Origin of the sequence: Cohnella ginsengisoli, assembly GCF_029525555.1 — a bacterium.
Classification (GTDB): domain Bacteria; phylum Bacillota; class Bacilli; order Paenibacillales; family Paenibacillaceae; genus Cohnella; species Cohnella ginsengisoli.
The window spans coordinates 313745-327674 of sequence record NZ_JAPDHZ010000003.1; the positions used below are offsets into that span (position 1 = coordinate 313745).

Here is a 13930-nt window from a genome sequence, read left to right on the forward strand (position 1 = left end):
GGTCCGTAGCTTTGATGCGGCGGGCCTCCGCCTTAAATATATTCGTTGCGTTAGATCAAAGTGACATTGTCGCGGTCTCGCTTGACCCGAGGCGGCTCCTGCCGCTTTTCTACGAGACGGTTCAGCGCGTCCACGTACGCGCGCGCACTCGCTTCGAGAATGTCGGTGCTGACGCCGCGGCCTTGCGCGCTGTACTCGCCCTGCTGCAGAACGACATGAACCTCGCCGAGCGCGTCCGTGCCGTCCGTCACCGACTTGATCGTATAGTCGTCCAGCTCGACGACTTCGCCCGTTTGGGCGTTGATCGCATGGTAAATCGCGTCGACGGAGCCGTTGCCTTCGGCGGTATGCGACACCATGCCGGCCGGCGTCTTCAGCTTGACCGTCGCGCTCGGGCCCTTATGGCTGTCGAACGACACGACGAGCTGTTCGAGCGCGAACACCTCGGGCGTCTCGATGATCTTCTCCTCGAGCAGCGCCAGGATATCCTCGTTCGATACGTCCTTCTTGCGGTCGGCCAAGTCTTTGAATTTGCCGAAGGCCGCATTGACTTGCTCTTCCGACAAGCCTTCGAAGCCGAGATCGACGAGCTTCTCGCGGAAGGCGTGGCGTCCGGAGTGCTTGCCGAGGACGAGCTTGCTATCCTTCATGCCGATCGTAGCGGGAGAAATGATCTCGTACGTCGTCTTTTCCTTCAGCACGCCGTCCTGGTGGATGCCCGACTCGTGCGCGAACGCGTTCGCGCCGACAATCGCCTTGTTGCCCGGCACGGGCATGCCCGTCAGCTTGCTGACGAGGCGGCTCGTCTTGGCGATCTCCTGCAGGTTCAGTCCGGTGGCCGCCTGGAAAAATTCCCCTCGGGTGTAAAGCGCGAGCGCCACTTCTTCAAGCGCCGTGTTGCCCGCGCGCTCGCCGATGCCGTTGATCGTGCCTTCGATCTGATCGGCGCCGTTTTGAATCGCGGCCAGCGCGTTGGCGGTCGCGAGGCCGAGATCGTCGTGGCAATGCGCAGAGAGCTGGACCTTCTCGATGCCTGGCACCTGCTCCTTCATCGTCTTGAAGATATTGCCGTATTCGTAAGGCGACAGGTAACCGACCGTGTCCGGCAGGTTCACGACGGATACGCCCAGCCTGACGGCAAGCGCTGTCACTTCGACGAGGAAGTCGAGCTCCGTGCGGCCTGCGTCCTCCGCGGAGAACTCCACTTGGGAAAAGTGCTTCTTCGCGTATTTGATCATCGCTTCCGCCGCTTCGAGCACCTCGTGCTTTTCCATGCGCAGCTTGTGCTTGCGATGGATCGGCGAGGTCGCGAGGAAAATGTGGATGCGCGGATCCTGGGCGCCCTTCAGCGCCTCGACTACGGCGTCGATGTCCTTCTCGCGGGAACGGGCCAGACCCGTGACCGACGCGTTTTTGACGGCGCGAGCGACCGCGTTGACCGCGGCAAGGTCGCCTGGCGAGGCGATCGGGAAGCCCGCTTCGATCCGGTCGATGCCGAGCTTTTCGAGCTGTAGGGCGATCTCGACCTTTTCCTGCGTATTCAGGTTGACCCCCGGGGACTGTTCACCGTCGCGGAGCGTTGTATCGAACATATAAATTTTGCGCATGGCAGAGCCTGTCGGCCCGCACCTCCGATCGTCATGCATATGAGAGAAGAGAAGGCCGAATTGCTCCGACCTTCTCCCGATTATAACATAAGGTTAGCTGGTTCTTACTTCTTGATCCAGTGCATCAGGCCGCGCAGCTGCGCGCCGACGACTTCGATCGGGTGCTCGGCTTCGATGCGGCGGGTCGCCGTCATGAACGCGTTGCCGGATTGGTTCTCGAGGATGAAGTCGCGAGCGAATTTGCCCGTTTGGATGTCCGTCAGAACGGCCTTCATCGCCTTCTTCGTCTCGTCGGTCACGACGCGCGGACCGGTGACGTAGTCGCCGTATTCGGCCGTGTTGGAGATCGAGCTGCGCATCGAAGCGAGGCCGCCTTCGTACATCATGTCGACGATCAACTTCAGCTCGTGCAGCACTTCGAAGTAGGCCATCTCAGGCGCGTAGCCGCCTTCGACCAGCGTCTCGAAGCCGGCTTTGACCAGCGCCGTAGCGCCGCCGCACAGGACGGCTTGCTCGCCGAACAGGTCGGTCTCGGTCTCTTCGCGGAACGACGTCTCGATGACGCCCGCGCGGGTACAGCCGATGCCCTTGGCATAAGCCATGCCGATCTCGAACGCCTTGCCCGTGCCGTTCTGGTGGATGGCGATCAGGCCGGGAACGCCGAAGCCTTCAACGTACGTGCGGCGAACCATGTGGCCCGGGGACTTCGGCGCCACGAGAAGGACGTCGGCATCCTTCGGCGCGACGATCTGGCCGAAGTGAACGTTGAAGCCGTGGGAGAACATGAGGGCTGCGCCCTTCTTCAGGTTCGGCTCGATTTCTTCGCGGTAAACGCGAGCTTGCGTTTCGTCAGGCATCAGGATTTGCACGACGTCGGCTTTGGATACCGCTTCGGCTACCGGGAATACTTCGAAGCCGTCGTTGCGGGCCGCTTGGGCGGACTTGCCTTCGCGAAGACCGATGATGACTTGCAGGCCGCTATCGCGCAGGTTTTGCGCTTGGGCGTGGCCCTGGCTGCCGTAGCCGATGACCGCGATCGTTTTGTTTTGCAGGGCGCCGAGGTCGGCGTCTTTTTCGTGGAACAGTTTGACTGCCATTAGTAAGATCCTCCTTAGTATGTGAAGCTGGGATATATAGGCGACCCTCATGGAACGGGCGTCCCAAGGGAGAACCGAATTCGCGCGGCGCGAGCCTGCTCTTGGTACAAGCCTTGTCCGCGAAAGGGAGTTCTCCCTTCGAACACCCGCTCCTGGGATAGCGGATGAAGGAAATAATGCCGGGGGCGGCTGCGCGATCGCGCCTTCGCTTAACGCGCGCTGCCCCGCGCCATCGCCGTCACGCCCGTCCGCGACAGCTCGCGGATGCCGTACGGCTTGAGCAGCTCGATCATGGCGTCGATCTTGTCGGTGTCGCCGACGACCTGGACGATCAGGCTGTTCGCGCTGATGTCCACGACGGCCGCCCGGAACGTATCGACGATGCCCAGAATCTCCGGTCGCGCCGAAGGATCGGCGCCGATCTTGATCAGACCGAGCTCGCGGGCGACCATCGGGCTGCTGCCGATATCGACGACCTTGATGACGTCGATAATTTTGTAAAGCTGCTTTTCGATCTGCTCGAGCGTATGGTCGTCGCCCTTCGTGACGATGACCATGCGGGACAGGCCCGGCTCTTCGGACGATCCGACGGTGATGCTCTCGATATTGAAGCCCCGGCGTCCGAACAGACCGGACACCCGCTGCAGCACGCCGGGCTGGTCGTTCACGAGAATGGCGATCGTATGTCTGGTGCTCATTCGTCATCCCCCATCAGCATTTGATCGATGGTGCTGCCCTGCGTAACCATCGGATAAACGTTCTCGCCCTTGCGGACGACGAACTCGACGACGGCCGGACCGTCGTGCGCGAGCGCCGCTTCCCAGGCGGTGCGGGCTTCGTCCTTGTTGGTCGCGCGAAAAGCCTTGACGCCGTACGCTTCGGCCAGCTTGACGAAGTCCGGGCTGCCGGCCAGGTCGATGTGGCTGTAGCGGTTGTCGTAGATAAGCTCTTGCCACTGGCGAACCATGCCGAGCACCTGGTTGTTCAGGATCGCGACCTTGACCGGAATGTTGTTGATCGCGCAGATCGCGAGCTCCTGCGAGCACATCTGCATGCCGCCGTCGCCGTTGATCGAGACGACCGTACGGTCCGGATTGCCCATTTGCGCGCCGATCGCCGACGGGAAGCCGAAGCCCATCGTGCCGAGGCCGCCGGAGGTGACCCAGGAACGCGGCTTGTTGAACGGATAGTACTGCGCCGCCCACATCTGGTGCTGGCCGACGTCGGTCGTGACGATCGCGTCGCCGTGCGTCGTCTCGTGGATCATCGATACGACCCATTGCGGCTTAAGCTCTTCGTCCGAATCCTTGTACGCAAACGGCTTCGCCGCCTTGCGCTCTGCGATCTTCGCCCGCCACGCATCGGCTTTGGCCGCGTACTTCGCGCCCTCGACCGCCTGCTGCAGCACCGCCTTGACGTCGCCGACGATCGGGATGTCGGTCGGCACGTTTTTGCCGATCTCCGCCGGATCGATGTCGACGTGCACGATCTTCGCATGCGGCGCGAAGCCCGCCAGCTTGCCCGTCACGCGGTCGTCGAACCGCGCGCCGATGTTGACGAGCAGGTCCGACTCCTGGATCGCCATGTTGGCCGTCCACGTGCCGTGCATGCCCGGGAAGCCCATGTGCAGCTCGTGTCCGCTCGGGAACGCCCCGAGGCCCAGCAACGTTGTCGTGACCGGGATGCCGGTCTTCTCGGCGAAGGCGAGCACTTCCTCGTGGGCGCCGGAGTAGACGGCGCCGCCGCCAATCAGCAGCACCGGACGCTCCGCCTGTTCGATCGCCCGCAGCATCTTGTCGACCTGCTGCTTGTTCGGCTGAACGGTCGGGTTGTAGCCGCGAAGCTTCACTTCGGTGTGCGGCTTGAACAGCGCCTTCTCGTTGGAGACGTCCTTCGGAATGTCGATCAGGACAGGACCCTTGCGGCCCGAGTTGGCGATATGGAACGCCTCGTGAATGATACGCGGCAGATCCTCGGCCTTGCGCACCAGGTAGCTGTGCTTGGTGATCGGCATCGTGATGCCGACGATGTCGGCCTCCTGGAAGGCGTCCGTGCCGATCAGCGTCGTCGCGACGTTGCCGGTGATGACGACGAGCGGCACGGAATCCATGTACGCCGTCGCGATGCCGGTGACGAGGTTGGTCGCGCCCGGGCCCGACGTCGCGATGCAGACGCCGACCTTGCCGGTGCTCCGCGCATAGCCGTCGGCCGCGTGGATCGCGCCTTGTTCGTGACGGGTCAGCAGGTGATTAAAGTCTTCGAAGCCGTACATCGCGTCGTAAATATACAGAACGGCGCCGCCCGGATAGCCGAATACGCAGTCGACACCCTCGAGCAGCAGGCTGCGCAGCAGCATCTCGGATCCCGAGATGACCTCTTGCTTGCCCCATTTCTCGATCAATTGTTCCTTGGACTTCAGCGTGGCACTGTTCGCGACCATCCTTCATCCTCCTTAAGTAGAATCATTTATGAGCCAATAGGCTGTAAATCAAAATAAAAAAAGCCCTTCGTCCGAACGTCTGTTAAACGTTCTGGGACGAAAGGCTGTTCCTTCCGCGGTACCACCCGGATTCGCGCGCGATCTCGCGATCGGCGCCTCATCAAGTATGCCGCCGATCCGAGCGCTCGGAGGACGTCCATACTTCAGGCGCGATAACGTGCGCCACCCCGAGACCCCTTAGTAAGCTGCATGCAGCCGTTCGGGAGACCAGCTCCGAGGAGACCTTGCGTACAGGGTTATCGGCATCGGTCTCAGCAATCCCGACGCTCTCTGAGCGATAGTGCCCACCCGCATCTTCCTCTTCAACGCTGTTCAAGATGAATCAATGTAGTACCCATTATATGCCCCGGTGAAGCGTTAGTCAAGACAAGGATTAAAGTCGCGCATAAATCCATTTTCGCCCGGATCGTCCTTCCGCGTAGAGCGAAAAGCCGGATCCCTTCATATGATAATCCAGATGCCCGCGACGCATGCGGACCGATCTGGAGGTGATGGCTTATGTTGCGCTGGCTGAGGCGCGGCGACTTGCCCGCGATCGTCCGGATCGTCCGCCGGGAGCTAATCCCCCTCTCTCCGCATCCGCAGCCGGGCGGCCGCAAGCTCCGCAAAGATATGAAAGCGCGCCTCGCCCAGGGCTCGACGCTCGTCGCGTCCGAGGGCACCAAGGTTTGTGCCTTTCTTCACTTCATCATACAGTACGATACGCTCTTCGTCGATCTGCTCGCCGCGGACCGCTCATGCCAGGGCAAAGGCTACGGCTCCGGCTTGATGAGCCGCGTCGAACGTCATGCGAAGAACCTCGGCTGCCTGCGCGCCATGCTGTATGTCGACGAAGGGAACGAGGACGGCGCGCGGTTTTACCGGCGACTGGGCTATTCGGTGGTGGCGCACCATGAATCGCTGAAGTGTTATGAAATGTATAAATGGCTCTGAGTGAATTATTCTCTGCGTTCCAGCCGGAGCGGCGTCGCCTGCAGCGGAATGCTTCCCGCGCCGACGCGGATCGTGTGCGCTTGGAAAGATCCCTTGTAAGCGAAAATTTTGCCCAACAATGGGTTGCGGACCGACACCGAGATCCGGTAGCAGGCGTCGTCATCGTCGTACCATTCGCACACGTCCGCGCAGCCGGTGAGCGGCGCCGGAAAACGGAAGCCGAGCGGGCCTTCATAGAAGCGCTGCTCGCCGGAACGGATCTGGATCCCGCCGTTCGGCGCCGCCCATACGTCCAGGTCGACCGCGAGATGCTGTTTATTTCCCAGGTAATCTACGATGCGTTCCCGGTTGCCGCTATAGACCATCGTCGCGTCGAAGCGGCGAATCGACCGCTCGAATCGGAACGTGCGGTTGATGGTCAGCGTCTCTCTGCCGAACGCGTCGCGGTAGGCGTAGTTTTCGATGGAAAACGGCACTTGACGGCCGCACTCGGGAAACATGATGTGCCGCGACGCGCCGACCGCGAGCGGCAGCGCCGCCCATTTCGCATAGCGGACCTCCTCCATCACGCCGCGCCCGATCGAAGCGACCCCTTCGCCGCTGCTAAATCCGAAGCGCTCGCGGATCTTCGGATGCAGCTTCGCGAACTCTTTCTCCCCGAGCGCTCTTTCAAATATCGACTTCATGCACGCTCCTCCTTCATCTTCATGTCGGCATGGCTCCCGTGGTGCCTTCGGCACCGCTTTGCGGACGGTAGTCCTTTGCGCGTCCGGATGGCGGCGAACGTCGCCGCCAGCATCAGCATCGCCAGGACAAGCGGGTTGAACGGCGCATACAGCAGCGCAGGCGAGGATCCCAGCGCCCCGACCGTCAGCGCGCATAGCGCGATCGCTTGCGCCGCGAGCAGCCCCGGCGACCGCCGGAGCGCCAAGATGACCGCGAGCAGCAGCTCGCTAACGCCCAGCGCCGCATTAAACGCAGGCTCGATGCCGGGGAACCAGCCGAGCGCGCGCAGCAGGTCCAGCTCGCCCGACGCGGCAGGATACAGCAGTTTCGGCACCAGTCCGGCATAAGCCCAGCAGAGCGACAGGACGGCGACGCTGAGCGCATGAAGCTTGGCGCGCAGCAGGCTCTCCTCCGGCGGCATGCCGCGGTCGAGCCATAGCCGCAGCGCGTCGAAGCTCCACGCGGTGGCCCAGCCGAACAACGGCCTGAACAGTAGCCGGTCGAGCCAGCGCCCCGCGCGCCCGAACCGCGTGCGGTAGTCGAAGCGCGTGACGAACCGCACACCGCCGTCAGGCAGCGGCGAATATCGCCAATAGCCGCCGCCGCGCCCGATGAGCGATAATGGATGGCTCGTGCCAAAGGCGAGGACCGAGGTGCGGACGCCGTCCGCCGCGACGTCGGGCGCCCGGGACTTCCCCGTGCCGCGGATCGAGAGCCCGAAGCCGAGCCGGGTCCGGTAGAGGAAGTCCTGGTCGTCCTCCGGCGACGCCTTGGGCAGGTAATCGATCTCGCTGAAGCGCAGGTCCCATCGCTCATGAAGCTTGGGCTGCTGCGTGTGCCGCCACAGCGCCTCCATGTCGGAGGCGACGTCGATCTCGACATAGATCGGACGCCCTGCGCCCGGCGCTCGCCGACGATCGCGCGGCCCGCTCATCGAAGCCCGCCCTGCCGCTTCGCGACATCCGTCGCAGAGGCTTCTTCGCCGTACCCGGACGGCCCCGCAATGCCACCGTCGATTTCGGCGGCAGCAGCGGCGTCGCCGTCCTGCGCGCTCCAGCCGCCGCCCGCCACCAGCCGTCGCCGCAGCCGCTCGTCCGGCAGCACCGGGCAATGCCGGCCCATGCGACCCGCCAGCCGATGTCTTCGCGCGGCGATCGCATCGTAGACGGCATCCCGCAGCCGCGCAGGCACGAGCCGCAGCGCCGCGGCGACGGCCGGCCAAGGCGCGTCCAGCGCCGCTAGCGTGCGGATCGCGGCCGCAGACCGCGTCCAGGAAGCCGAGCCGCGTACAAGCACGAAACTGCCGCCTGCAGGCAGCGCAAGACCGAGCCGCGCCGTCAGCTCCCGCCCGACGGCGGAATCCAGCGCCGCGAAGCGCAGCCGCTCCGCCCGGTCCCGCTTCGCCGCGAAGCGGGCGATGCCCCTGCACATCGCGCATTCGCCGTCCACCAGCAGCACCGCCATATCCGCCTCGCCTTCCCGCATGCCGCTCTCAGGCGAGCGCCCCCCCGATGCCCGAACGCGGACGCCGGCGCCCCTTTTCCCCGTATCTCCGTATCGTCCCATCTCATGCCGCCTCCTTCATGTCCCCATTGTAGGGGCCGGCGGCGGATCGCGGCAGTTCCAACTTCCGTAGGACGGCAGGCGCGCGGGGGACTATAAAAATAGGCCCCCGGCGAATCGCCGGAAGCCTAAGGATCGGGAAATCCTATAAAGCCATCGTCATGAACACGCTATACGGATCCTCTTCATAGTCGGCAAATGGGCCGCAGTATTCGAAGCCGAACTTCTCGTACAACTTGCGCGCGGGAATGAACGAGTCCGGCGAACCGGTCTCCAGGCTCAGCCGCTCGAAGCCCCGGCTTCTCGCTTCCGCCACGATGTGCGCGAGCATGCCCGCCGCCACGCCTTTGCGCAGATGCGCCGCCGCCGTCCGCATGGACTTCAGCTCACCGTGCCCCCCGCCGAGGTCCTTCAGCGCTCCGCAGCCCATCAGTTCCTTGCCGTCCCAAGCGCTCCAGAACGTGATCTCCGGACGCTTAAGCCCCGCGAGATCGAGCGCGTGAACGCTCTCCGGCGGCGTATCCTCCGCCATGCCCCGCAGATGCTCCTCCAGCAAGGCCGCCACCTCGGGACCGGAAAGGTCGTCTACCATAATTTCCATGTCTGCCACTCCTCTGTCCATACCCGCGATGTTTTAGTCTATTTTCGCTCGATGTCGCCGCGATTGTCCAGACCGCCTTTGCGAACCTTGTCGACCGCTTCGCGACCGCTTCGCACGCCGAGCTTTTTTGAGGATTTTGTTCACCTGGTTTTTGAGCGTGCTCTCGGATTTGTACAGCTTGCGCTCGATCTGCGCGTGCGTGTAGCCCTCCTCCAGCATCACGTATACCTCCCGCTCGGCGGCGGTCAGCGGCTGCAGCTGCTCCTCTCGCTTCAACCGCCTTAGCTCCTTCAGCAGCGCCTCCATCGCCTCGGGATGATGGTAGACGCCCCGGATCGCCTGGGGGGAGCTCCTTGAACCTGGACTTGTCCAAATAGTGCAGCGCGCCGGCGGTAAAAGCGTCCGTCATCGTTCGTTCGGATGCATCCGACGTCAGCATGACGATTCGGACGGGACGAAGCTCCGCCAGGGCGAGCGCCGTGTAAATGCCGTCGCGCCCGACTTCGGTCAGATGTACGTCCAGCAGCGCCACGTCGAATTCGATCGACGCGGCCAGGCGCAGCGCCTCCTCCGGCGTCGCGGCCGTGCCGACGACCAGCAGGTCTTCCTCCCGGTTCAGGTAGAGGCTCATCGACTTGACCCAATCCGGATCGTCTTCGACGAGCAGCAGGCGAATCGGCTTCATGGCCCCGCTCCCTCCTTTATCTTGCGCGAACGCGGAATCCGCAGCCGAACGACCGTGCCGGCCCCGGGCTTGCTGTCGATCTCCGCCCGCCCGCCGCATTTTCTAAGCACCTGGTGGACGTAGGACAAGCCCAGTCCGTAATTTCCCTTGCCCTGCTTCGTGCTGTAAAAAAGGCTCCCATACCCGCTCCAGCAGCTCGGGCTGCATCCCGGCGCCGTTGTCCCGGACGCTCAGCACGATATCCCGGCGTTCCTTCCGGATCTGCGTCTCCAGCTGGCCGCCCGCTTCCATCGCGTCCGCGGCGTTGGCGAGCACATTGCCGATCGCTTCGCGCAAATGGACCGGATCGGCGAACAGCGGCTCCGTCTCGTCGTACGCTTCGGCCACCGTAACGCCCTGCCTGGCGAATCGTTCGCGCAGCGGCGCCAGCGCCTCCGTCATCAGCGAAGCCGGATCGCAGCGCGCCGGATTCCAGGCGAAATCCCGCGTGCGGTTGTGGATCCGCCCCGCCATCTCCATCAAATGCGCAGCCGCCCGCTCGATGACCGCCAGCTGCTCATCCGTTCCGGAGCCTTCGGGCGCGCCGCGGAGGTTTTCCACGCTGATCGCGATCTTGCCGACCTCGTTTTTGATCGTATGGTTGAGCAGGCTCGTCCCCATGCCGGCCGCCTTCATGGCGCCTGCGAGCGAGTCGCTCTCGACGCGCACCTTGACTCCGAGCACGCCGTAGACGAACACGCACAGCAAGGCGATCGCGAACGAGTAGACGAAGAAGGCCGATATATAGCGGAAAAAATCGAAGTCCGGCCAAATCGCCTTGGCGACATGGATAAACGCGACGACGCCGAGCAGCGTCGGCACGGTGATGAGCACGGTAATCAGGCGGCCCCTGCGCATCCGCCGGTCAGTCTCCCGGAGGTAAGAGGCAATGAGCAGCGCGCACGCCGCTAAATAATAAGGCGCGGCCCATGCCAGCATCAGCGGGTAGTTCGGCTCGAAGTCGCCTCGCAGCAAGGCATACCCAAGCATGGCCGCAGGCGGCAGCAGCAGCCAGCCCTTCAGCCGCCCCCGCTTCGTCATGGCCGCTGTCGCCCCGCCGGCATAGACGAGGCTGAACACGAGGACGCCGTATGGCGTCACGATCTGATTGATCATCTGCGCGATCTCGAACCAAACGTGCGGCAGTGCAGATTGCAGCCAGAGACGCGCCACGCCGCCGGTCGCGGCGCTTAGCAGGAAAAAAGCGGCCCAGCGGCCGCTCTCGCTGCGAACGTCGGAAGCGAGCAGCACGACCGCGGCCGCGGAAAGCATGAGAACGTAGTAGAGCATGAAATCTCCTAACCCGGCTCTGCGCGCGGCTCTTTTTTCGGAACGCGGACGCGCCGCGCGTTCGGAGAAATGTGCTTGGCATTCCGGAGCGGCGCCGTCGGCCTTTCTTTATCCACGATTATACGCGAAGCGCGCCGGTTCCTCTAGCATCGGAATGAACGCACGGTTTTGATCTTCTCCATTTGTCAGAATCGTTCGGATACGACCTTCGCCTGCATGAACAGCAGCAGATAGTCCCGGCCGCCGGCCTTGGAATCCGTTCCCGACATATTGAAGCCGCCGAACGGATGCGTGCCGACGAGCGCGCCGGTGCATTTGCGGTTGAGATATAAGTTGCCTGCGAAAAACTCGCGGCGGGCCAGCTCGAGATGCGCCCGGTCGTTCGAGATCACCGCGCCCGTCAAGCCGTAGTCGGTATCGTTCGCGATGCGGAGCGCTTCCTCGAAGGAGCCCGCCTTCGTGAAGGCGACGACCGGGCCGAAAATCTCCTCCTGCGAGATGCGCGCCTTCGGGTCGACGTCGGCGAAAATCGTCGGCTCCACGAACCAGCCGCCGGGATCGCGGCTTCCCCCGCCTAGAACGAGCCGCCCTTCCCGCTTGCCGATCTCGATGTAATCGAGAATTTTGCGGTAAGCCTTGTCGTCGACGACAGGTCCGACGTCGGTCGCGCGATCCGCGGGGTCGCCCACGACCAGCTTCCTGGTTCGTTCTACGACTTTATCCAATACCGCTTCATATATATCTTGGTGTACGATCGCGCGCGAGCATGCCGAGCACTTCTGGCCCGAAAAGCCGAATGCCGCGGCGACGATCGCGTCGGCGGCCTGATCGGCGTCGGCATCCGCATCGACGACGATCGCGTCCTTGCCCCCCATCTCGAGGACGACGCGCTTGATCCACCGCTGTCCCGGCTGTGTCTTGGCCGCGCGCTCATTGATGCGCAAGCCGACGTCGCGAGAGCCCGTGAAGCTGACGAAGCGCGTCAGCGGATGGTCGACCAGCGCGTCGCCCACCTCGCCGCCCGGGCCGGGAAGGAAGTTCACGACGCCCGGAGGCAGTCCCGCCTGTTCGAGCAGCTCGACGAACTTGGCGGCGATGACCGGCGTCGGGCTTGCCGGCTTCAGCACGACCGCGTTGCCGCAGACGATCGCCGCGCAGGTCATGCCCGCGACGATCGCGAGCGGAAAGTTCCAAGGCGGGATGACGACGCCGACGCCGAGCGGGGCGTAGTAGAGGTGGTTCTCCTCCTCCGCGGACGGCGTCAACGGCTGCGGCAGGGCGAGGCGCTGCATCTCTCGCGCGTAAAACTCCATGAAGTCGATCGCCTCGGCGGTATCGGCGTCCGCCTCGGCGCGCGTTTTGCCGGCCTCCAGCGTCATCCAGGCCGAAAATTCGTGCTTGCGCCGCCGCAGCATCGCCGCCGCGCGGTACAGGTAGCGGGCCCTCTCCTGGGGATCGACCCGCTGCCAGGTCTCGAACGCGGCGGCCGCGGCGGCGATCGCCCGTTCGGCCAACTCAAGATCCGCCTGCGCGACGATGCCTACGACTTGCCCGTGCCTGGCCGGGTTGACCGAAGTTGCCTTGCGCGCCGTATCGATTCGCGCTCCGCCGACGACGAGCGGATAGCTCCGGCCGAGCTCGGCTTCGACTTGCCGGAGCGCGGCGTCATAAGCGAGGTTGCCCGGCTCCTCCTTGAAGTTCGTGAAGGCTTCGTTTTTGAATTCGGTCCTCATCCCTGAAGATAGCCTCCTTCGGGTAACGAATGGTAACAGCCGTTCCTCCCCAATCTATGCACGACCGACATGCGAAAGGAGCGTCTCTCATGAATATCGGCTCGACGTTGTACAGCAAAGCGATGACGGCCGTCGCGGGCAACCGCGCGGTCAAGCGGCTGACGCTTCGGTACGGCCGCAAGCTGGCTAGCCGCTTCGTCGCCAGCGACCATCTGCAAGGCGCGTTGCGCGAGGTGGCGGCGCTCAACCGCCTGGGCATATCGGCTACGCTGGATGCGCTCGGCGAAGGCATCGGCAGTACGGACGAGGCGCTCGCTTATCGCGACGAATACTTGAAGCTGCTCGACGCGATCGCGGACTCGGGCGTGCGCGCCAACGTATCGCTGAAACCGACGCAGATGGGGCTCGCGATCGACGCCGGCGCCTGCTTCCGGAACATCCGCGATATCGTCGCCCGGGCACGGCAATACGGCAACTTCGTGCGGCTCGATATGGAAAATTCGCCTTTCACGCAAGCGACGATCGATATGACCTTACGGCTCTATCGGGAGGGTCTGACCAACGCGGGCACCGTGCTGCAGGCGTACCTGAAGCGGACCGAGGGGGATGCGCGGGACTTGATGGATGCGGGCGTTTCCTTGAGGCTCGTTAAAGGGGCATACCGCGAGCCTGCCGCCATCGCTTTTCAGCATAAGGCCGAGATTGTCGCAAGCTTCAAAAGCATCATTCAGCTGCACCTGGACCGGGGCGTCTACACGGCGGTCGCGTCGCATGACGATGCGATCGTAAGCTGGGTTAAGGCGTATACGTCGAAGAACGGAATTCCGAAGGAAAAATTCGAGTTCCAGATGCTGTACGGACTGCGAATGTCCGAACAGGCGAGGCTCGCCAAGGAGGGCTATCGCGTACGCTGCTACGTGCCTTACGGCACGATGTGGTATCCCTACTATACGCGCCGCTTGGCGGAGAAGCCGGGGAATTTGTGGCTGGTTGCGAAAAATTTGCTGCGCTGAAGGGGGGCGACGGGCGATGCGGATCGCGGCGCTCGCATGGTGCACGTTTCATGTGCACCATGGCTATCCGCATGTCTACTTTGTCTCGCTCTTCTTCCCTTTCGGAAGGAATCATACTGACGCGCGCCGTCGGCCCCCCCCCC

Annotated in this window: 14 protein-coding genes and 1 pseudogene; 2 read left to right on the forward strand and 13 right to left on the reverse strand. The window is 63.4% G+C overall.

Annotated elements, in window-relative coordinates; genetic code table 11:
• Positions 1-50: 50 nt before the first annotated feature.
• The 4 genes from OMP38_RS12510 to ilvB form a co-directional block, all read right to left on the reverse strand.
• Complete coding sequence (locus OMP38_RS12510) at positions 51-1607, reverse strand: 2-isopropylmalate synthase (protein ID WP_277565468.1); 1557 nt, start codon at positions 1605-1607, stop codon at positions 51-53.
• Between the two features lie 104 nt (positions 1608-1711).
• Positions 1712-2704 (reverse strand): ketol-acid reductoisomerase, encoded by a 993-nt coding sequence (gene ilvC, locus OMP38_RS12515; protein ID WP_090114013.1) that lies wholly within the window; start codon positions 2702-2704, stop codon positions 1712-1714.
• Between the two features lie 209 nt (positions 2705-2913).
• Positions 2914-3402, reverse strand: a complete 489-nt coding sequence (ilvN, locus tag OMP38_RS12520) for an acetolactate synthase small subunit (protein ID WP_277565469.1) — start codon at positions 3400-3402, stop codon at positions 2914-2916.
• On the reverse strand, positions 3399-5144 hold the full coding sequence (gene ilvB, locus OMP38_RS12525) for a biosynthetic-type acetolactate synthase large subunit (protein ID WP_277565470.1): 1746 nt from the start codon (positions 5142-5144) through the stop codon (positions 3399-3401). The genes ilvN and ilvB overlap by 4 nt, the downstream gene beginning before the upstream one ends.
• Before the next feature lie 558 nt (positions 5145-5702).
• On the opposite strand from ilvB, the gene OMP38_RS12530 reads away from it, so the two are divergent.
• Positions 5703-6137: a GNAT family N-acetyltransferase gene (locus tag OMP38_RS12530; RefSeq protein WP_277565471.1), complete on the forward strand. Its 435-nt coding sequence runs from the start codon at positions 5703-5705 to the stop codon at positions 6135-6137.
• A 5-nt stretch (positions 6138-6142) separates the two neighbouring features.
• On the opposite strand, the gene OMP38_RS12535 is transcribed toward OMP38_RS12530, so the two are convergent.
• The 9 genes and pseudogenes from OMP38_RS12535 to pruA form a co-directional block, all read right to left on the reverse strand.
• A complete protein-coding gene (locus OMP38_RS12535; protein WP_277565472.1) occupies positions 6143-6823 on the reverse strand; it encodes a DUF4166 domain-containing protein in 681 nt (226 codons plus the stop codon).
• Positions 6820-7797 (reverse strand): DoxX-like family protein, encoded by a 978-nt coding sequence (locus tag OMP38_RS12540; protein ID WP_277565473.1) that lies wholly within the window; start codon positions 7795-7797, stop codon positions 6820-6822. The genes OMP38_RS12535 and OMP38_RS12540 overlap by 4 nt, the downstream gene beginning before the upstream one ends.
• Positions 7794-8429: a thiol-disulfide oxidoreductase DCC family protein gene (locus tag OMP38_RS12545; protein ID WP_277565474.1), complete on the reverse strand. Its 636-nt coding sequence runs from the start codon at positions 8427-8429 to the stop codon at positions 7794-7796. The genes OMP38_RS12540 and OMP38_RS12545 overlap by 4 nt, the downstream gene beginning before the upstream one ends.
• A 142-nt stretch (positions 8430-8571) precedes the next feature.
• Positions 8572-9027: a GNAT family N-acetyltransferase gene (locus OMP38_RS12550; protein WP_277565475.1), complete on the reverse strand. Its 456-nt coding sequence runs from the start codon at positions 9025-9027 to the stop codon at positions 8572-8574.
• Between the two features lie 33 nt (positions 9028-9060).
• Positions 9061-9333 carry a helix-turn-helix domain-containing protein gene (locus tag OMP38_RS34660; protein WP_338130595.1) on the reverse strand — a complete coding sequence of 91 codons (273 nt, stop codon included), beginning with the start codon at positions 9331-9333 and terminating at the stop codon, positions 9061-9063.
• A 115-nt stretch (positions 9334-9448) separates the two neighbouring features.
• Positions 9449-9712: pseudogene (locus OMP38_RS34665) on the reverse strand (response regulator); the annotation flags it as partial.
• On the reverse strand, positions 9709-9822 hold the full coding sequence (locus OMP38_RS35820; RefSeq protein WP_420869690.1) for a hypothetical protein: 114 nt from the start codon (positions 9820-9822) through the stop codon (positions 9709-9711). The pseudogene OMP38_RS34665 and the gene OMP38_RS35820, both read right to left, overlap by 4 nt.
• Positions 9815-11041, reverse strand: a complete 1227-nt coding sequence (locus OMP38_RS12560) for a sensor histidine kinase (RefSeq protein ID WP_277565476.1) — start codon at positions 11039-11041, stop codon at positions 9815-9817. Before OMP38_RS12560 ends, OMP38_RS35820 begins: the two co-directional genes overlap by 8 nt.
• A gap of 185 nt (positions 11042-11226) precedes the next feature.
• Positions 11227-12774, reverse strand: coding sequence for an L-glutamate gamma-semialdehyde dehydrogenase (pruA, locus tag OMP38_RS12565; protein ID WP_277565477.1), 1548 nt, complete (start codon positions 12772-12774; stop codon positions 11227-11229).
• An 89-nt stretch (positions 12775-12863) separates the two neighbouring features.
• Here pruA and OMP38_RS12570 point away from each other — a divergent pair, with 89 nt between their 5' ends.
• On the forward strand, positions 12864-13787 hold the full coding sequence (locus OMP38_RS12570) for a proline dehydrogenase family protein (RefSeq protein ID WP_277565478.1): 924 nt from the start codon (positions 12864-12866) through the stop codon (positions 13785-13787).
• Positions 13788-13930: the final 143 nt, after the last annotated feature.